Source organism: Limosilactobacillus reuteri, from assembly GCF_013694365.1.
Taxonomy (GTDB): Bacteria; Bacillota; Bacilli; order Lactobacillales; family Lactobacillaceae; genus Limosilactobacillus; species Limosilactobacillus reuteri_E.
This window is the reverse complement of record NZ_CP059275.1, coordinates 226,116-243,674: the sequence shown is the minus strand read 5'-3', so window position 1 is coordinate 243,674 and position 17,559 is coordinate 226,116. Positions and strand designations below refer to the sequence as shown.

Sequence of the window (17,559 nt, the reverse complement as noted above, 5' to 3'; positions counted from 1 at the left end):
TCCCGCCATCTACTTCATAATTGCTTCGTGAGTTTGTGCTAGATTTCTTAATATGTGAGCATATCGGTCAAGGTCTGCCATGTTATGAATTGATAGTTTTTCGCACGCTTCAATTTCGTCCATTTTTCTAAGCACGAACTCAACATGCTTCTTGAGGGCGACATCAATATCTAAATTCATTTATTCAGCAATCTTCTTTGATAAAGTTGCCTTGTGTACGTGATGTGCTGGGACTTCAATTAATTCACCAGTTACACCAAACACACGCTTATAAGCTTCTTTATACTTACTTTCGAACTTAGCAAAGCCTGTAATGTTTACTGATTTGTTGTCCTTCATAATAGACTTGATACCATCAGTAAAAGCGTCCACAATCTTCTTAGCTTCAACCTTTGTAGTTTCTTGTTGCTTTGCAATAATTTCAATTAAATCTTTCTTGTTTAACATCTAAGCAGATAATTTATTATCTACTTCCTCATTAAGACAAGCGCACCCTTTATGTACGCGCAACTTTTTTAAGGCATTTTTGCAAATTCTTGTTAATTTTTTTGAAACATTCTGATGAGTAACACCATAAATAACGCTTATTTCATTAATTGATCTTTTTCCATCAAAATAATTCAGAAATATTTGATCAGTGTTTTTTTTACAGCCCGTCCAAACAATTTTTTGTAATTCTTGCAAATTTTGTAATAAATCAAAAGAATAATCTTCAAAATTTAACTTTTTCAGATCCTTGTGAAGCCCTAATTTAATAAAATTTCTTAAGTCATTAACTTCTAAATTATTTGTGTCAAATAAGCGTTCAATATATTCTTTTTTATTTTCCTGATTTTTTATTTCATAATCCTTTGACATAATCGGATTAACCCAATCATCAATCTGCGCAGTTAGCAATGTGGCTTTAGCCATTCTTGTTCTGTAATAATCATAATCACTCGCATAAAATGGATAATCTGTTTCCTTGGGATTATCTATATTGCGCCCGTGTACTAAATATTGAACAATTCGATCATTGAACCAACCCGAATAGCTTTCTGTCATTGTCTTACCCTTATCGATATCATCACGATTAAATTCCTCAAAGAAGTTGGGGTTCAATTCTTTATCAATGTTCTCTTTTCTCTCTTTGTACGTCATTAATTCAGTTTTAAATAGTGTTTTGTTCACTTACTCTGCCAATGCTTTAATAAAGCCTTTGTCGTACTGAATTTTAACGTATTCTACCAGTTTGTCGTATTGAACAATATCAGAATAGTATTGTTTCCATGGCTCATGCATACTTGATTGTTTGCATTTGAAATAAGCTAATACATAATTCTCCCTTAACCATCGTAGATAGTTATTAACAGTTGATTTTTCTACATGTAACCAATTTTTTATATATGTTGGGCCTCTGTCTATAATATATGTACCTTTATCTCCCTCAAAAACAAGCGATCTAAAGGCAGCGTATGTAGCCAATTCACGCAACATTTTCTTACCTGTAAGTTTTCTTAGTATCACTCTTATGCCAGGAGCATAAAGCTTCGCAAAGCCATGTTTTAAGTCATCTTGCGGCACTTTAATTGTTTGTTCTCCAAGAGTATTTATTGTCCTTTCGATAAACCCATGATCCTCTAATCGATTGAGTCTTTCGTCAAGACCACCGACTATTTCTCTGTATTTGCCTTTAAGTTTTTGAGGACGATATATCATTTTGTAAATAGATAGTGAATCAATCCTATCTACGACCCCAATTCCATCATCCTCTAAGGATTGTCGTGATCTAGTGATGAGAAAAACATATAAGCCAATATCATCTATGTCGAGATCATTATCATTGAAAATTTGTTTCCCGACAGTTGCAAATGTTTGTGTGCACAATGTTTTGTTTTTCAGTCCATTGTATTTATTAATTACTGTGTTGTATCCCATCTATTCAATAACTCTTTTTACATACCCTTTGCGTAGTCGATATTCAATAGTCTCTTTTAACGTCTTATGATCATATATATCCGAATAGACACATCTCATTGGTTTATCCACTTGGGGTAAAACGACTTTAAAATATGCTAAGACATAATTAGTCCGCAACCATTGTAAATATCGATTAACCGTTCTTGGATCACTATTAATATAATTCGCCACATGCCCTAATGGCATATCAAACACTTCTTTACTGGTATCCACTTTAGATCTTTTTCTTCTTTCAGATATACATAATTTTAATGCAGCATAGGTGGCAAGTAACTTTAATGTTTGTCTACTCGATGTTCCATTTGTTATTATTTTTGCGTTAACTACATTTATTAATATAGACGATTGTTTATCGTCGATTTCTGACATAGCTATAATTGGATAGCCCATTGATGTGAATCTTTTGATATAGCCCAACTCTTCTAAATGTCGGAGCATTTTTTCAATATTATCGACTGTTTTTCTATACGATCCACTTAGCCCCTTAGGCTTATATATTCGCTTATATAGGTCAAGAGCTTTGTAATTGGTTACAACTCTTTTCCCGTTGTATTCTCCAACCCTCCCACTTATAAATGCTAAATAAGCATACAATCCAATCTCGTCAATGCTAACATTTTTATCGTCAAATATTCTCTTGTCGATTGCCAATGTCATATTGGTTTTAGGAAGGTCCGTCAATTTATCATCGTTATCGTACTTGTCTAAGATATCCATCTAATAACCCAGCTTGTAAATTGGAATTACAGGCTTTCTTTTTGCCTTTTCTGCATTACGACGTTTAATTTCTTGTAGACGAGCGTAGAACTCTGGATCGTTTTGGCGCATTTCTTCTTCGTCTTTTTTAATCATAGCATTTACTTCTTCTTCGGACATAAAGCGTTTTGATAGAGATTTCTTGTAACCAGTAAACGTGTTTTTTACGTTATTGTTGTAGAAGTTAATCATATCTTGGGCACACTTGTCCCCTCGTTTCAGAGCATTGGTAATTGCAGCTTTGATATATGCGATAGCATTAGTAATCTTATGACCTTTACTACTTGTAATTACGTAGTTAACCATGTCTTCGTTAGATTGACTGATTAGAGAATGTAGTTCAATAGCCATAGGCTTTGTAATAAAGCCAAATACATCAACAAATGAATTCTTTATCTTTTCTGGTAAAGAGTGATATGGATTCTTGTTTGATTGATTGGGTTGAATTTCATTTTCTTCACGCGCACGCGCGTTATTATCCAAACCATTATTATTTAAAAATACATGAGATAAACTAGAGTGAGATAAACTAGTATCGGTTTTTGAGGAGCACGTGGATTCAGAAATCCGACTCACGCTAATATCAACGTTTTGAGTAGATAATTTAAGGTTTTTGCAGAATTCAATTTTAGATAAAATAGTCCAATCAGAAGTTACTTTTTGAACAGTAATAGTGTGATTTTTCCATGGCAAAAGAAGCTCAACATTACTTGGTGTTTGTTGAACTGGATAAACATAGATTTTGTAACCCTTTAAACCTTCACGAACGACCTTGATCAAGTCTAAGTCAGATAATTCTTTTCGAAAATCTGTTACTTTCTGTTTTGATACGTGAAGTACCTTAGCAGCTAATTCATTAGTAAAACGAATAAAGACTCCCATGTCATCAACGAATGCTGTGTTCCCTAAACGAGCGTTATTCATAGAAGCAGAATAGCGATCAGCGTAAAGAGCGTACAACATCATTGCACGGGAGTCTAGATTCTTATATTTTGGGTTTTCGAGTAAATCTAGGTTGATACCTAGAAACGCTTTTTGGTTATTCATTTATCCCTCCAATTTCTTTAACCGTTCTAATATTTCATCTGTTAGCCGATTGTAAACATAATGTACCTTTATATCGTGGAAGTCACCCTTCCCATATTCAGCATCTTTATCGGCTATCCCCATACGACCAAATCGCTTAAGACGCTCCATATGTTTAATTATGTTCTTAAAGACTCCATCTTTACCAAATGACTCTTTTGCGTCTTTCAAAATTTGCGTATCCAATCCTGCTCTATTTTCAAGTAAGACAGGAAGCACTCCAAGAATATTGAAACTAATAGCAGGGTAGTTATTAAACATTTTTTGTAAGTACACGAAAAATGCCTCAGCGCCATCTAGCGAATCTTGTTGTGTTTGTAAAACAATAATAATATCATCTGCTGCATAAACTGCGGAGTCAGTGAAAACTGATAGAGTCGGTGGAACATCTACTATAACAAAATCATAATTTTCTTTGACTTTATCTAATTGTTTTGCAAAGTAGGAAATTCTTTTTTCTTTATAGTTTTCTTCATTGGGCATAAATGTCATTTCCAAAAAATCGGGGTATTCTGTAAAGTCATCAGAAGAAGGAAGTAAATATAAATTGTCCATCACCTTAACGATAGCATTCTTTATATCTCCTTCGCTAAGAGCTAACATCATTGTTTCTTTTATTCGAAGCTGTTTTCTTTCTCTTTCCTTAAAAACCTCTTCAACTTCTTTATCTATATCTGCCTTCGAAAGTTTATCTTTTGATTTCTTATTAAGTTCTTTGACAAACTCTTTCTCACTTTGATTATTTTGACGTGCATATGTTCGCGTTAATAAATGTGTTGCATTCGATTGTGGGTCTAAATCACACACTAAAGTCTTATAACCTTTCTTGGCTAATTGATATGCAGTCATGACAGAATTGGTTGTTTTACCGACGCCACCTTTAAAATTAGCATAAACTAGAACAGGCATTTAATTCAATTCTTCTTTATCGTATATCAAACTATCTACCTTTTTAAGTTCGAGAAGTAATCTGAATACTTTTTCATCGCTATCACTCATTGCGCCACTCTCTATATATTTTCTAAATACATCAATAATAGCATCATCCTGTGATTCACAATTTGCCACTTGTTTATAAGCATTAATTATATCTACCGCTTGATCGCTAATCCTAATCATCTTAGTAGACTTATTTTTTCTTGGTCTACCTTTACCTCTCTTTTTAACTTCTGGTTTCTCTTCGGTGTTTTTTTTCTGATGAACAGAAGCATCATATCTCTTTTCTGGAGTTGAGGGTTTTGTTTCTGCCACTCCTGGAGTAGCATTTTTCTTTCTTCTATTCTTGTTTTCTTTATTAAAGTCACTAAATAGATCAGACAACTATAAGGCTTCAACAATTACTTGTAATCCTAATTCATTTAAATATTGTGCATATTCCTTATCAATCCAAATTACTGGAACGTCATATCCACCACTGAAGCTCTTAAGTTTTTCATTCAATACTTCGCGAAGATTACTCTCATCTAGCATTGGAATGGAACCACCACCATATACGTAAACAAGTTCAGTATCCTTAGCGATACGCATTGTTTGACTAACTGTATCGATAATCTTATCAGCCAATGGTTCTAATTGGTCGTAAACAACTTGACGTACTTTATCTTGGCGAGCTCGACGCAATGGACTGACCTTTTCAGATAAGAAACTCTGTAATTGTGAACGTTCCTCAAAGTTCATTTGTTGATCTTGAAGAACACGTACTGCATCTTGTAATACATTTCCGTATCCTTGTGGTAATGAAGCTGATGCTGCTGGATTAGCCTTACCGTTAATGATTGCTACTACATCAGTAGTCCCTTCTCCGATATCAATTCCAAGTACATTTCGTGAATTAATAAGGTCGTCAGCTTCAACTTCATCCTTCATTTCTGAATAGTTCTTATCAAAGTCTTCCTTAATTTTATCTGTTAATCCATCATAATCGGAGGAAATAAGCATTTGGGCTGTTTCACCTTCTAATGCAACATATACCTTATTAAATTCGATAGTTACATTAATTGGGTCCTTAAAGTTATGGAAAGTCACTGTATGTGTACTACCCATGTAACGTTCTTTGTAACGATCTTTTGCATTATTAACCTTACCTTCTGAAATAGGTAACGCAGTCGCCATATTAACTTTTACCTTTAGAGTCTCCTTTAAGTCTTGTCCAGCTTCATATGCTTCTTTTACTTTCTTTCCAGCTATCAAACTTAAAGTAAGAATAATTGCTAAATCTGTTTCTGATTTACCAGTAAAGTCATTAACATCAAAAGCTCTCATAGATAGACCACTGTCGATAGCTGCATTACCAATCAAAAATCTTCCAGAGGTTTTTACTGCATTACTTGACACACTAACATCCATGTTATTAAGAAAGTCTTTCATATATATATCTTGATCTTGTTTAGAATCAAATTCCATAGGAGCTTGTACATCCTGTGGACGTTCTGCTGCTATAACTGATGGAAACTTAATATTTTCACCATCAACATTTGCTTTTACAGAACCATATCCCAAATCATTTGCAACCTTCATAATCTTCTCAACCATTTACGATAACATATCTAAATTGGGCTTGTTCTTTAATTTTGAGCTTAAAGAATCGTCATTTGATTCAGATACTCTGTCTTTCCCTTTATTTCCAATCCTAGTCTTTAATTTCTTTTTAGGCTGCTCTTTAGCCCTCGTTTTCTCTTTTACTGACTCTTTTTCTTCAACAGTTCTTGATGGATGATTTGCTACTATTATCTGCCCATCAAGATTCGCACTATCTAAAATAGCTTGGATAAGGTCACCAGTTCCATATTTCCTAACTACCATTTCTAATGCCCTAATAGCAGCCGGAGAAAATTGTGACTGATTTTTAGCCCATTCTGCAACTTTTGAATCCTCAGGAATAAGGATAGTTTTTCTAATCATTTTCGCCATCTAATTCATCTCATTATTAATATATTCTTCCAAGCCAACCCTGATATCATCATCCAAATTAGCAATATACTCCCTATATTTACTCACATTACTCTTGTTAATACTACTGATTACATACAATATATACCCTTCATATAGACCATCTGGGCACTTTAATAATCGCTGCATTAATCTCATCAAATAGTAATACTGTTCATCATAACCATCATTCATATATTTATTCTCAAATATATAGTATGCAGTCCAAATAATATTATCGTCCCTATTTTCTAAACTGGATATATCCCATAGTTCCTTAATTATAGTATCTAGTTTAATAATCTCCACCTAATTACTACCATTATTATTTTTTAATTCTTGCATTCTGTTATTAATTAATTCAGAAAAATAATTTAGTTCGTCAATCCTTGCATCATTCAATATAAAATTTTTAGCCCTTGATTTTTTTTGATTGCGGTAGACTTCTTTTTTATGTTTTGCCTGATAACGTTTATTACTTTCTAATTTTGCTTTACTTGTTTTATTCTGTTTATTTTCCATCTAATTAGATTTGTCCTTGCAATCTTTTTGCGAGGGCTTTCTTTTTAGCTTAATTACAAAATCCAGCCAAAAATTAGCACCTTGACCCGTTAGGGCGAAAATAGTTGCAAGGCCTACACCAATCGCAACATAGCTTTTTAAGCTATCAACCACCTATTGTTGTAGGTCTTTTAATCGTTGGTCAATATCATTTCGTAACTCTTTTAAATCATCTATGTATTGTGTACGATTTTCATTTATTGCTTTTACTAGTTTGGTTGATTTATTTAAATTAACATTAATAAACCCGCGGGCTTGTGATTTACGGTCCCAATAAGTCTGTTGTATAGGGTTGTTTTTCTTATAGTTATTAATAGCCCTTTTAGTTGCTTCACTTGTTGCCAATTAGTTTAGCAAGTTCGTCAATAGCGCCCGTAAAAGCGGGAGCGTCATTGCAATAACAATAACTGCAATGAATGCAGCTAAAATACTGTACTTCTTAAACTTGATTAGTTTTTCGCTATCCTGTTCTAATTGCTTAATGTATTCAGGATCAACCAACTTGTAATCCTGTTCTGCGTATTTCTGTAGTTCCTTTTGTGACATCATTTAGTCTTCTAATTCTTCAATAGCATCATCAATCGCTTGACTTAATACATAGCAACGTAAGGAAACATCAATTGATTCATAGCAATCATCAAGCCACCATTCAGCAGTTTTTTGACGGTCCATAAACCCTTCATCAATTGCTTCGCGGATCAAGTCCTTGTTATCATCAACGTATTCCTTGGCCTTGTTGGCGTTGAAAGTATATGACCCTGAGCCATTACCAGTTACAGAATCTTCAACCCAAAGTTGTTCGTTGAGTTCTTCACGGTCAACTTCGTTGATATTGATTTCGTTATCCTTGATGAAGTCGATTACATCGTTCTTAACATTTTCAAAGTAGTTGTATTGTTGTGTCATTTAATAGTGATAATTTTTTTGTTCAATACCTTTGAGTTGACGAATAATTTTCGCTTCGCTCATCATTACCTTGTAATTTGAGTTGGCTTCTTGTGCTGAATGCACCCAACCACCAAAGCAAACAAGTGCGACAACAGCAAGCATTACAATTGCGATATTTTTCTTCATCTAACCTAAGTACATTCCAGAAAGTGCCATCTCACGACGTTCCCTCCAACTAGGAAATATTTTTCCTTCCAATTTTTGAGTATTCAATTCCAAATCATTTTCGTCGCTTAATTCATTTGCCTGAACATACGCTTTAAATTTCTCAATTTTCTTGTCATCATTCGTGAAGAAAAAGCCATAATCATGATGAGTCTCTCTTTCATAGTAAGTTTCCTCTTTAATAACCACTACTGCTTTGTAGTCTTTGTCGCCGACGATTATTTTATCGTCATCGCTTACTTTCTGGAGTATGTCTCCGTTATAATTACTTTCAAATAGATAATTATCTCCAACTTTTAGATAATTAACGCCAACAATATTCGCATTATTTAGCACCTTAAGTAGCACATCTTCCTCCCATTCACTTACAAAGCAATCCATTGCTTGTCCTTGGTTATTTTGTGCATTCATTTTTAAGTTCATCATCTATGGTTCTACAAACTTATCTAATCGTTCACGGTCAACGTTGATAATATACATACCCATATCAACACTGTACTCAATACTGTTAAGCATTCGCCAAAATACCAAGCATGCTCGTGCGGAATTCATTTTTTCTGCATAATTACTAATTTTCTCAATAAACAGTTCTAATAACTCCTTTGGCGTAGCTCCTGCTAGAATAATTTCCTCATCCATGTAAATAACATCGTCATCAAGTTGTGCTGTTGTTGTGATACAATCCTTCTTAATTTTCTCAAGTGCGTTATCAGTCCAAGCCATCTACCAATTAGGAAAAATATATTTTTCTTTCACGATTGTTCTTTTAACTGCTGGATTAGCACAACCAATATTGACCAATTCTCGTTTTTCTACACTTTCACCATCTTCTTGTGGATAGGCGAAAATTTGAATATCATCTAATTCTTCATCTGTTAATTGTTCCCAATATTCAAGCAATTCATTTTCGTCATAAAACCCTTCAAGTTCATTACCGAACCAATCGCAAACACTGAAATACCAGGATTTACGAATTAACTCACCATCAAAGTAGTCGTCTGGCTTGATCCATTTGAAGGTAACGGGATAATTTCCTCGGCGATAGTGTAATTTTTTCATTTATGGGACTAATTCTTTTTCTCGCTTCACTGAACATTCATAATCAATTGACAAGTCAAAGTCTTGAATAATTCCATTCAGCATATCTAAGTCGTCATCTTGTAAATATCCGACTGGTGTATAAATATCTTCGATACTGTTGTAATAACCAACCGTTCCAGTTGCTAAATCAATTGCTCCGTCAATACGTGCCCAGCCAGTGTTTGAAAACCCTAGTAAATAATTCTTTTTAGACTTGTCGTAAATCAGACAATCACATTCATCAATAGCTGAATAATCACGATATTTTACATACACTTGGTTTTCTCCGACACGTTGAATTAATTCAATTTCTTCTCCGTCTACGTCAATATATTGATTTTCTAAAAATTCTTCTGTTAATTCCTTTAGTTCTGCTTCGTCAACTGACCATGGATACCATTCTTCGATTAATTGAGATAATTCAGCAATTATTTCATACGAACCAACCTTGTTCCACAAAATTCCCATGTCCCAACTTTTTTCTAAAATTACTCCAATTTCACCGTTTACTTTTTGCATGATATTCACCCCTGTAATTTTCTTTTCCATCTAAATTGATAAATAGCTAAGTTTTTCTCTAACAATTTCATCTTTTACCTGTATTGCCTTTTCCCAAACGCTTTCACTACTTGGATATTTGTAACCTGCAAACTTGATCGCATTAACTACTTCGGTATAGTAAGATGAACACCCTGTAGTTGCATACCATTCAGCAACTCCACCCATGAAATCAATTTGACTTTGAGGCATCTGCTTGATTTCGTCGATATAATCAAAATTGATTTCGATTACCTGCTTTAAGTAGTTTTTCATTTTTTCTAACTTACTCATCTAGTATTCTGAACGACGTAAACCTAGGTAAAAACATTTTCCATCTGCTGTTTTTCCGAATGACTTATATAGATAATTTCCGTCATCATCTTGGTCGTATTCTTCACCAACACAAAATGTTTGAATAAATTTAATACCTAATTGACTCTCTAAAATTTCTTTTGTCACTTCCTCTAATGGATATGGTGGCAAAACACAGTACATATCAGAATAGATTTCATGTTCAACTTCTTGAAATAACTGTGGAGTTAATTCGCCATCTTTATTCCAATCTTTCATCGTATAAATACTCATTTAGTACACACGAATAGGGCAAACCAAACCAAGCCCACCATTTTCTCGTGAAATTGTGAATGGCCGGTAGGCATTTTTATAAAATCTGAAAGTTAGATTTTCTCGATTGCTAAGATATTGTAATCTCTGCTTTAATTTCTTGATATTAAAATTAATCTCAAACTCATCATTTACCACTATATTAGTTACAGCAATTGGGAATTCTAAATCTTTTTCCCAGTTAGAATACTTAAGTTTCACCACATTATCTTTTACCAAAAGTGCTCCTACATCAGACTTTTTTACTATTTCTTTCAGCACTGGAAAAATTTCTTTTTGCTGTACATCAAATTTGACAGTCGCATCGTTAAGGTAAGGTGTAACTCTTTCTAAGTCTGGATAACCAAACACACTAATATCTTCTCGACTATCATCAATAAATTCTTCACCACCACCAACAATTGAAATAACTCCTAAGTACTTTTCTTCATTAAATTGAGGATAAATTCCTAATTGATTACCGTGTTTCGTCGGTGTCTTAGATAAATTCTTTGCAAACTTACCATCAATTAAAAATTCTTTACCAACTAACTCATCTGGAATACTTGCTGCTACATTTGCTCGCTCCAGTACATGGCTATCAGTTGCTTCTAAAATCAAATTATTTTCTGTAACTCGAACATGAACAAATGTAAGGTTAGGACGATGATCAGATGGCTTAGCAACAGCAGTCGCCACTTGTCGTAATTCTTTCAAAAATTCTTTTGCATTTACAAAAATACCGTTATCTTTATTAATAGTTGCTACGTTGTTTAATAGTGTTTGTGTATTCATTCACTCTCCTAAAATTTCTTTTTCTTCTAACTGTTGTACTTTATATCCAATATTCTCTAATGTTTCAATTGCCTCGGCTGTTGTCATTTCTAAACCAATTCCAAATGATTCGCCCCACTTTTTTAATTCCTGTTCATTAACTCGCTCTCTAAATCCATCTGCTGTGTCGATTAAATATCGCAATTAAAATAGCAGTGTTTCTTTCTTAAATTTCCAACCACGCTTTTCAAATTCGTTCATTATCATTTCTGTATCATCGGCATTGTAGTTATACAGGAATTGTTTCCAATTACTAATTCCCAAACTATTCAATACCTTGATTAACTTCTTCTTGTTAAACCAACATTGATATACGTTGCTTCCTTCTTCCCAGGTAACTAATTCCATAAACATTTAAAACACTGTTCCTGCTAATTTTTCATAATAAATTTCTGCCGAGAAATCGCTAATATATGTGATATCCTCACCGTCTAACAAGTCCATAATCTCGCTTTTGTGGTTATCAAAATATTTTCCCATCTGTTCAAGCATTTTCTTTTTCTGGTCCATAGTCTTTAATAACCATTCATGATACTTGCCAACTCCACCCCATGTTCCAGAAATTTCTTTTGCCCCTAATCCATTACCACCGGGATTTATATCCCATAACCAATCACCGATTACACAGGCCATAAATTCTGTGCGCGCTGTTTTCCCCAAATGTAATTGTTCAATAACTTTTCTCCAAAATTCATAATGTTTTGTTTCTGTTTGACTTAGCATTTACTTCACCCCACTAGCCTCAATTTCAATTACTCGTTCTGTAGTATCGCCGTCGATAAATAGCCAACCATGATCGTATTCTTCAATTTCTTCATATTGATCTTCGAGTTCTCGAACTGTTTCTTTAGCTGCTTTTTCTGCCTTTTCATACGTGCTGTAAACGTCAGTCGTTACAATGCACTCTTCCATATCATTATCTAAAACAACATATACATTTTTCATCTAACCGACAATTTCAACTGTTTTATCTTGTGGATTGATTTCTCGAACTTCTAAGTACAAGTAGTCAATAGCCTGGTTTTGTACTTGTTCTACTAAGTCATCGCTATCAACATCAATTCCTTTATCAGCAAGTTCGGCCTCATAATCATCGGAAATTTCTCGAATAATTTCTCGAATTTTTGCATTCATTGTTTTTCTATCCAAGGTTTCAAATTCAAGCGTCATACTGTCTGTTGAACGCCACTCGTCACAATCGTATAGGCTGTACATTTAATCTTCTTTATACCAACTTGTGATAATACCTTCGTCTTTTACATATTCCAGTAGTTGAGAAACCTCTCCGTCAAATCCTAGTTGACCTTCGTTGAACTTAGAAAATTCAACTGTTTCAACTTCGCTCGCAAGTTTCATTGACTGTAATGCGTTGATTAAATCGTTCCACATTTTCTCAGTATTCCAACCGCTATTTTCAAAAGTAAACTTGTTATTTTTAATAGTTACTACATAATTCATCTATGCAATTGTTTCTATTTCACCTAATAATTTAATTTCATAGTCAATCTCATTTTGATTATGTAGCTCTCCAATAATCAGATCATCTACATCTTCTGGGTTCATATTCAAAATTTTTTCCAAGACATCCAATTCTGAACTGTAGCTTTCTGGGAACCGCTCTAGTAAGTACGGCACTAAATCATAGCGACTAACAATTACTTGATATACTGAACGGTCGTCACGATCAATTGCAATTAACTTCATTTACTTATTTCCGCCTTCCTCAGTCATGTAGTCCCTCTTATTCGGTTTTTCGGGCATTGGCAAAGGTTCTAACCCTCGTTTTGCTCGGCGCTTATTAACCTTTTCGTTATGCTCTTTTGTGCTCCAATAATTCTGCATGGCCAAATTATATTTTTCTTGTGGTGTAGGCTCAATATATTGTGATTCGTACCATGCGTCAAATTTTGCCTTGCGACGCTTCACAGCACGTTCATACGTCGTTGTTGTCGGCATTTCAACGCCTGCTGGCACTTCTAACCATGACATCTACAAATCCTTGAGAGCGTCTATTAAATCGGAGTCTTCATCGAAAATTTTATCTATCATTTGCTGAGTATTTTTACTTATATCTTCCTTTTTCTTAAAAGTTATTACTCGACCATCAGGAGAAATATCTTTTTCATATTCATCACCTGGATGAGCGTGCATTTTTTCTTTGTCACTCTTTGTTAATCGTAAACCAAATGAATTTCCAGACTTAAAGAATTTTGAGTTTTCACGAATTTCTTGCATTTAGTGGTCTTTCTCATTTATTCGACTTGAATGTTCTTTTAAGAACTTAGCTACTTTAAGCATAATTTCTTCGGTATCATCCTGTGTAGTAATACCAAGCATTAAAGCTATACCCTCATCCTTAGTAACTTTAAGATGATAATCATTTTTCATTAAGAACAGCTTTGTAGCAACGTAAGCTGTTCTTTTATTTCCGTCAGAAAATATATGCTTTTTTGTAATCTTCTGCATTACATACGCAGCTTTAACCCAAATTGTTGGATATAATTCCGCACCAAAAACAATCATCTGTGGTTGTTCAACTACTAAACTTAAGCCTTCCGGGTATTGTATACCATAAACTCCTTCACCCGCTTTTTTAATCAGCTGTCTATTTATAGTCAAAATTTCTTTTTCTGTTAAATATTCCATCTAAAATTTCTTTTCAACGATTACCATAAAAGTTGCTGTCTCAATTGATTCTTTAGTTTCTTTTACATATTCCAACATCGCATTTGAAACACTCACGACATTTTCTTCATTAACGGGATATTCTTCGCTAATTAGATTCCCACATGCAATTTTTACAAATTCCGGGTAAGTATTGTAATCGCAATCTAATTTATTAATTGACTTTGCTAATGCTACATTTTTCTCAATAATTTCTTTTTGTTCTAACGTCGGACTAATTAACATCTACATAAATAAATCTGCAATTGCTACCAAAAAGCAAGCTAATAACAATCCAACCTTCACAAAATTAAACGCAAATCCTAGTTCCTCACCAATACGATTAATCAAATTCATCTATAATTTCATATATGCTCTCGAAACGGTTAGATCAGCTAATTTAATACTAAAATTATCAAAATAATCTCGATCATTAATGCTTAAATCGGAATATGGAGTACTATCAAGCCCACCAAATGATAATTTTGAAATAATATCTTTTGTAATTTCCACGCGTATATTACCTTTATCCCAGCCAGCAGCAATGTTCTCTAACCAATCATCATTTAATTCGTAAGAACGAATTCCACCTTCGGGAGCAATAACGCAAAGAAAACTCTTTCCAACGTTACTATTCAAAATTTTCCCAGTTACGCCCATATAGCCACATAGGTTACTAAAAATCTCTACTGCATCATTAATTAATGTTCTATGTTTCCACATCTAAAAAGAGGATCGCCTAGAATGACGACCCCCTTTTTGGTTGATTTTATTTTTCTTTTCAATTTTTGGAGGAAAATTTCCTTCCCACCAATCAATACAAATTGCTATTAAGAAACAAACTCCGATAATAATTAAATGCGTCATCTATATACAAAAATCATTAATAACTCGACTAATTTGTCGTTTAACCTTATTAAAATCCTCCAATCGCAATTTATCCATTGGTAAAGAACGCACTCTTTCACGAGAATAACAATGTATTTGTGTTGCATTTACTCGACCATATATGTTTGCATATCCCTGTAAATTAACGTAACCATTAAAATAAGTCCCACCAGAAGTGATTGGTGCTACCATAAGATAATTTGTATTGCGATTATATCGATCGTTAGAAATAATTACCGCTGGATGAATACCTTCCATCTCAGTATCTATAGCCGGACTAAAGTCTAAATAGATAATATCTCCCTGTTTATACTGTACTTTACTCATTTAAAGGTCTTGAAGTTCTTCTATATGGTCAGCTACCTTTCGATCTAAATCATTATGTTCGTCCATAAAATCATTGTAGCTTCCACTAATATTAGTAGCATGGTTGGCAAAATGTTTTACGTCTAAATATGCATTATGAAATTTCTCTTTATCTGAATCGTCGACCGAATCATTTTTCTGAATCTTCTGGTCTAAGTCATGAAGATCGCTAAGTTTACTATCAACATCATCAATCTCATCAGTATGATTATTTTGAATAGTATCAATAGCAGAATCTACATCAAAATCTTCGTCGGAATTTTCTATAGCGTCATTCCATTCTTCTCCTTCTTTTGAAGAGAGCGTTTCTACCTTATGACCAAGTGCAAAGTATTCGTTGGCGAATTCTTCTTTATCATCCTCATAGTTTGATTTATCTTTCTTTTCTTGTTGTGCTGTAGCTTCCTGTTCTTGGGCGTCATCAGCGCTACTCTGAGCCATTCCTCCAAGGATAAAGGAAATCACAACTACAGCAATACTAATCCAAAAACGTTTCTTGTTTTTCTTAAATAAGTCATTCTCTTTATCATTCCTATTTTTGAACCATTTAATACCGTAAACAATCGCTACAATAAACGATACTAAAAATACCAATTCTAATAATGTTGCTAAAGTCTCCATTTACCATTGAAATTTATATTGTTGTGGTGACAGTTGATACGTGTAAGTCTCAACTATATTTCTATCCTTGTCGATTACATAATCTACTGTAAAATTATTCGGATCATCACCATTGATTTTGCACCACTTAGGCCCATTCTGACCATCAAGTTTTATTTTATCTCCAGATTTCGTATGTTTTATTTTCATCCATCCTTCTTTTACTGGATAAAAGTCACTGTCGTCACTTTGCTTTTTATTATAGCCATTTTTGCTAGATAGCATATTGTTGTAATCTTTCTTTTCATTAGAGGTTAGTTTTGACTCGTCTATATTGTTATTCTCATCTACTTCGGCGACAAATTGACGATAACCAGTTCCTTTTCCGTTAAACAGAATGACAATACGTCGATTTTCTGATTTAGGACTACTTCGCAAGTATATCTTCCCCGCCAAATCCTTATTTGTCATAGCATGTACATTACCAGAAATAGATATAACGCCAATTCCCACAAAAACAGCAATTAGAATTCTAAAATATTTTTTCATTTATTTTAGCACTTTATGATCTTTTCCGGCACGATATACTACATTTTCAATTTCGGGACGTGAATGAATTAACATTAGTAATTGTTCTTTAGAGAGGTTATCAATTTCTGAGTAATCATAATCTGCGGTAAGCATTGCCGTACCTGTCATAGTGGGATCTGTTTGATTATGAATATATTTTTCTGTATTTGCTACGCTTTCATGATCAAGAAAATCTTTTACCAACATAATATCCTTTGTTTGGTAATAAAGTGTCGTGGCCGCGCCTGCACGTAACGAGTGAGGAGATAGATTATGATTAATCTTCTTACTGAAATCACGAAAAGCATTTTTTAACGACTCATGTGATAATTCGCCAAAAACAAATTCTTCGTCACTACCCGTAAAAAGCAAATTATGTAAATCTTGATAGTAGCTTAATGTAAGGTATTTAGTATTTAACTTATGCCCCTTATCAATTACGTCTAAACGAGCAAAACGAGTACCGTCATGTGCAACGATAAATTGAAAATCTATCCATTTGATTGAAAACGTAGCTGTGACACGAATACCAGTTTTGAACATAAAGTCCACTAACTCAGCATATTTTTTACCCATCATGCCATCTTGGTCGTCACGATATTTTCTTTTAGTTAAAAAATCCTTAAACTGATCTAACTCTTCTAATGAAATTGCTTCATGATGCTTTACGTCATTAGTTTTTAACGTTTTGTTCGTTAACACATAATTATTTAAATCGTCAATATTGGCTTTATCATAAATACCTTCTTTTTTAATCATCTTCATTAAAGATCTAACCGCAATTAAATGTCCTTTAATGGTTGAGCCTTTAATATCATTCTCCTTAAGTGGCGTAACAAATTTATTCAATACGTCACTGTATCGCAAATGAACTAAATCAAATTCGGAAATTTCTGTTGGTTTTTTCTTAAATACCATATTACTAAACAATGTTACGGAGCTTGTGTACTTATTAATTGTATTTGTTGATGCCAACGAATTAATCCACGTTTGATATACATTTATCATTTC

At 33.7% G+C, this 17,559-nt stretch carries 40 protein-coding genes; all 40 read right to left on the bottom strand.

The window, feature by feature from the left end; translation table 11 throughout:
• Positions 1-9 precede the first annotated feature (9 nt).
• The 40 genes from HHK02_RS01560 to HHK02_RS01365 all read right to left on the bottom strand — a co-directional run bounded on the left by HHK02_RS01560 (position 10) and on the right by HHK02_RS01365 (position 17,556).
• Positions 10-180, bottom strand: a complete 171-nt coding sequence (locus HHK02_RS01560; RefSeq protein WP_003676424.1) for a hypothetical protein — start codon at positions 178-180, stop codon at positions 10-12.
• Entirely contained in the window at positions 181-447 is a 267-nt protein-coding gene (locus tag HHK02_RS01555; protein WP_003676428.1) for an HU family DNA-binding protein, read from the bottom strand.
• On the bottom strand, positions 448-1,170 hold the full coding sequence (locus HHK02_RS01550) for a hypothetical protein (protein ID WP_181462671.1): 723 nt from the start codon (positions 1,168-1,170) through the stop codon (positions 448-450).
• Positions 1,171-1,917 (bottom strand): hypothetical protein, encoded by a 747-nt coding sequence (locus HHK02_RS01545; RefSeq protein ID WP_181462670.1) that lies wholly within the window; start codon positions 1,915-1,917, stop codon positions 1,171-1,173. It lies immediately after the preceding gene.
• Positions 1,918-2,676, bottom strand: coding sequence for a hypothetical protein (locus HHK02_RS01540; RefSeq protein ID WP_181462669.1), 759 nt, complete (start codon positions 2,674-2,676; stop codon positions 1,918-1,920).
• Positions 2,677-3,762, bottom strand: coding sequence for a replication initiator protein A (locus tag HHK02_RS01535; RefSeq protein ID WP_181462668.1), 1,086 nt, complete (start codon positions 3,760-3,762; stop codon positions 2,677-2,679).
• A complete protein-coding gene (locus HHK02_RS01530) occupies positions 3,763-4,710 on the bottom strand; it encodes a ParA family protein (RefSeq protein ID WP_079376360.1) in 948 nt (315 codons plus the stop codon).
• On the bottom strand, positions 4,711-5,121 hold the full coding sequence (locus HHK02_RS01525) for a replication-associated protein RepC (RefSeq protein WP_181462667.1): 411 nt from the start codon (positions 5,119-5,121) through the stop codon (positions 4,711-4,713). It abuts the gene before it with no gap.
• On the bottom strand, positions 5,122-6,333 hold the full coding sequence (locus tag HHK02_RS01520) for a ParM/StbA family protein (RefSeq protein ID WP_181462666.1): 1,212 nt from the start codon (positions 6,331-6,333) through the stop codon (positions 5,122-5,124). It abuts the gene before it with no gap.
• Positions 6,334-6,711 carry a hypothetical protein gene (locus HHK02_RS01515; protein ID WP_181462665.1) on the bottom strand — a complete coding sequence of 126 codons (378 nt, stop codon included), beginning with the start codon at positions 6,709-6,711 and terminating at the stop codon, positions 6,334-6,336.
• Positions 6,712-7,038: a hypothetical protein gene (locus HHK02_RS01510; RefSeq protein WP_181462664.1), complete on the bottom strand. Its 327-nt coding sequence runs from the start codon at positions 7,036-7,038 to the stop codon at positions 6,712-6,714. It abuts the gene before it with no gap.
• The gene (locus tag HHK02_RS01505) at positions 7,039-7,251 is read right to left on the bottom strand and encodes a hypothetical protein (protein WP_087214181.1); all 213 of its coding nucleotides are present in this window, start codon (positions 7,249-7,251) and stop codon (positions 7,039-7,041) included. It lies immediately after the preceding gene.
• A gap of 153 nt (positions 7,252-7,404) precedes the next feature.
• Positions 7,405-7,635, bottom strand: a complete 231-nt coding sequence (locus tag HHK02_RS01500) for a hypothetical protein (RefSeq protein ID WP_231124892.1) — start codon at positions 7,633-7,635, stop codon at positions 7,405-7,407.
• Positions 7,636-7,839, bottom strand: a complete 204-nt coding sequence (locus HHK02_RS01495; RefSeq protein WP_086142018.1) for a hypothetical protein — start codon at positions 7,837-7,839, stop codon at positions 7,636-7,638. It abuts the gene before it with no gap.
• Positions 7,840-8,196: a hypothetical protein gene (locus HHK02_RS01490; protein WP_181462663.1), complete on the bottom strand. Its 357-nt coding sequence runs from the start codon at positions 8,194-8,196 to the stop codon at positions 7,840-7,842.
• Positions 8,197-8,364 (bottom strand): hypothetical protein, encoded by a 168-nt coding sequence (locus HHK02_RS01485; RefSeq protein ID WP_181462662.1) that lies wholly within the window; start codon positions 8,362-8,364, stop codon positions 8,197-8,199.
• On the bottom strand, positions 8,365-8,829 hold the full coding sequence (locus tag HHK02_RS01480; RefSeq protein WP_181462661.1) for a hypothetical protein: 465 nt from the start codon (positions 8,827-8,829) through the stop codon (positions 8,365-8,367).
• On the bottom strand, positions 8,830-9,126 hold the full coding sequence (locus HHK02_RS01475; protein WP_181462660.1) for a hypothetical protein: 297 nt from the start codon (positions 9,124-9,126) through the stop codon (positions 8,830-8,832).
• Complete coding sequence (locus HHK02_RS01470; RefSeq protein ID WP_181462659.1) at positions 9,127-9,462, bottom strand: hypothetical protein; 336 nt, start codon at positions 9,460-9,462, stop codon at positions 9,127-9,129.
• Positions 9,463-10,002: a hypothetical protein gene (locus tag HHK02_RS01465; protein WP_181462658.1), complete on the bottom strand. Its 540-nt coding sequence runs from the start codon at positions 10,000-10,002 to the stop codon at positions 9,463-9,465.
• 30 nt (positions 10,003-10,032) lie between these two features.
• The gene (locus tag HHK02_RS01460; RefSeq protein WP_172718940.1) at positions 10,033-10,314 is read right to left on the bottom strand and encodes a hypothetical protein; all 282 of its coding nucleotides are present in this window, start codon (positions 10,312-10,314) and stop codon (positions 10,033-10,035) included.
• Positions 10,315-10,608: a hypothetical protein gene (locus HHK02_RS01455; protein WP_003676477.1), complete on the bottom strand. Its 294-nt coding sequence runs from the start codon at positions 10,606-10,608 to the stop codon at positions 10,315-10,317. It abuts the gene before it with no gap.
• Positions 10,609-11,421, bottom strand: a complete 813-nt coding sequence (locus HHK02_RS01450; protein WP_181462657.1) for a DNA polymerase III subunit beta family protein — start codon at positions 11,419-11,421, stop codon at positions 10,609-10,611.
• A complete protein-coding gene (locus tag HHK02_RS01445) occupies positions 11,422-11,604 on the bottom strand; it encodes a hypothetical protein (protein ID WP_003676485.1) in 183 nt (60 codons plus the stop codon).
• Positions 11,605-11,814 (bottom strand): hypothetical protein, encoded by a 210-nt coding sequence (locus HHK02_RS01440; RefSeq protein ID WP_079376332.1) that lies wholly within the window; start codon positions 11,812-11,814, stop codon positions 11,605-11,607.
• Positions 11,815-12,183, bottom strand: coding sequence for a hypothetical protein (locus HHK02_RS01435; protein WP_181462656.1), 369 nt, complete (start codon positions 12,181-12,183; stop codon positions 11,815-11,817).
• Positions 12,184-12,405, bottom strand: a complete 222-nt coding sequence (locus HHK02_RS01430) for a hypothetical protein (protein WP_181462655.1) — start codon at positions 12,403-12,405, stop codon at positions 12,184-12,186.
• Positions 12,406-12,630, bottom strand: a complete 225-nt coding sequence (locus tag HHK02_RS01425; RefSeq protein WP_181462654.1) for a hypothetical protein — start codon at positions 12,628-12,630, stop codon at positions 12,406-12,408.
• Between the two features lie 45 nt (positions 12,631-12,675).
• A complete protein-coding gene (locus tag HHK02_RS01420) occupies positions 12,676-12,918 on the bottom strand; it encodes a hypothetical protein (protein ID WP_181462653.1) in 243 nt (80 codons plus the stop codon).
• A complete protein-coding gene (locus HHK02_RS01415; RefSeq protein WP_181462652.1) occupies positions 12,919-13,164 on the bottom strand; it encodes a hypothetical protein in 246 nt (81 codons plus the stop codon).
• A complete protein-coding gene (locus tag HHK02_RS01410; protein ID WP_181462651.1) occupies positions 13,165-13,449 on the bottom strand; it encodes a hypothetical protein in 285 nt (94 codons plus the stop codon). It abuts the gene before it with no gap.
• Positions 13,450-13,695 carry an AbrB/MazE/SpoVT family DNA-binding domain-containing protein gene (locus HHK02_RS01405; RefSeq protein ID WP_181462650.1) on the bottom strand — a complete coding sequence of 82 codons (246 nt, stop codon included), beginning with the start codon at positions 13,693-13,695 and terminating at the stop codon, positions 13,450-13,452.
• Complete coding sequence (locus tag HHK02_RS01400) at positions 13,696-14,106, bottom strand: type II toxin-antitoxin system death-on-curing family toxin (protein ID WP_098046950.1); 411 nt, start codon at positions 14,104-14,106, stop codon at positions 13,696-13,698.
• Positions 14,107-14,370, bottom strand: coding sequence for a hypothetical protein (locus HHK02_RS01395; RefSeq protein ID WP_181462649.1), 264 nt, complete (start codon positions 14,368-14,370; stop codon positions 14,107-14,109). It abuts the gene before it with no gap.
• Between the two features lie 111 nt (positions 14,371-14,481).
• On the bottom strand, positions 14,482-14,847 hold the full coding sequence (locus tag HHK02_RS01390) for a hypothetical protein (protein WP_181462648.1): 366 nt from the start codon (positions 14,845-14,847) through the stop codon (positions 14,482-14,484).
• Complete coding sequence (locus HHK02_RS01385; protein WP_181462647.1) at positions 14,848-14,991, bottom strand: hypothetical protein; 144 nt, start codon at positions 14,989-14,991, stop codon at positions 14,848-14,850. It abuts the gene before it with no gap.
• The gene (locus HHK02_RS01380; RefSeq protein WP_086142031.1) at positions 14,992-15,339 is read right to left on the bottom strand and encodes a type II toxin-antitoxin system PemK/MazF family toxin; all 348 of its coding nucleotides are present in this window, start codon (positions 15,337-15,339) and stop codon (positions 14,992-14,994) included.
• The gene (locus HHK02_RS01375; protein ID WP_181462646.1) at positions 15,340-15,999 is read right to left on the bottom strand and encodes a hypothetical protein; all 660 of its coding nucleotides are present in this window, start codon (positions 15,997-15,999) and stop codon (positions 15,340-15,342) included.
• A complete protein-coding gene (locus HHK02_RS01370; protein WP_181462645.1) occupies positions 16,000-16,527 on the bottom strand; it encodes a hypothetical protein in 528 nt (175 codons plus the stop codon). It lies immediately after the preceding gene.
• Positions 16,528-17,556 (bottom strand): tyrosine-type recombinase/integrase, encoded by a 1,029-nt coding sequence (locus tag HHK02_RS01365; protein ID WP_231124891.1) that lies wholly within the window; start codon positions 17,554-17,556, stop codon positions 16,528-16,530. It abuts the gene before it with no gap.
• Positions 17,557-17,559 lie beyond the last annotated feature (3 nt).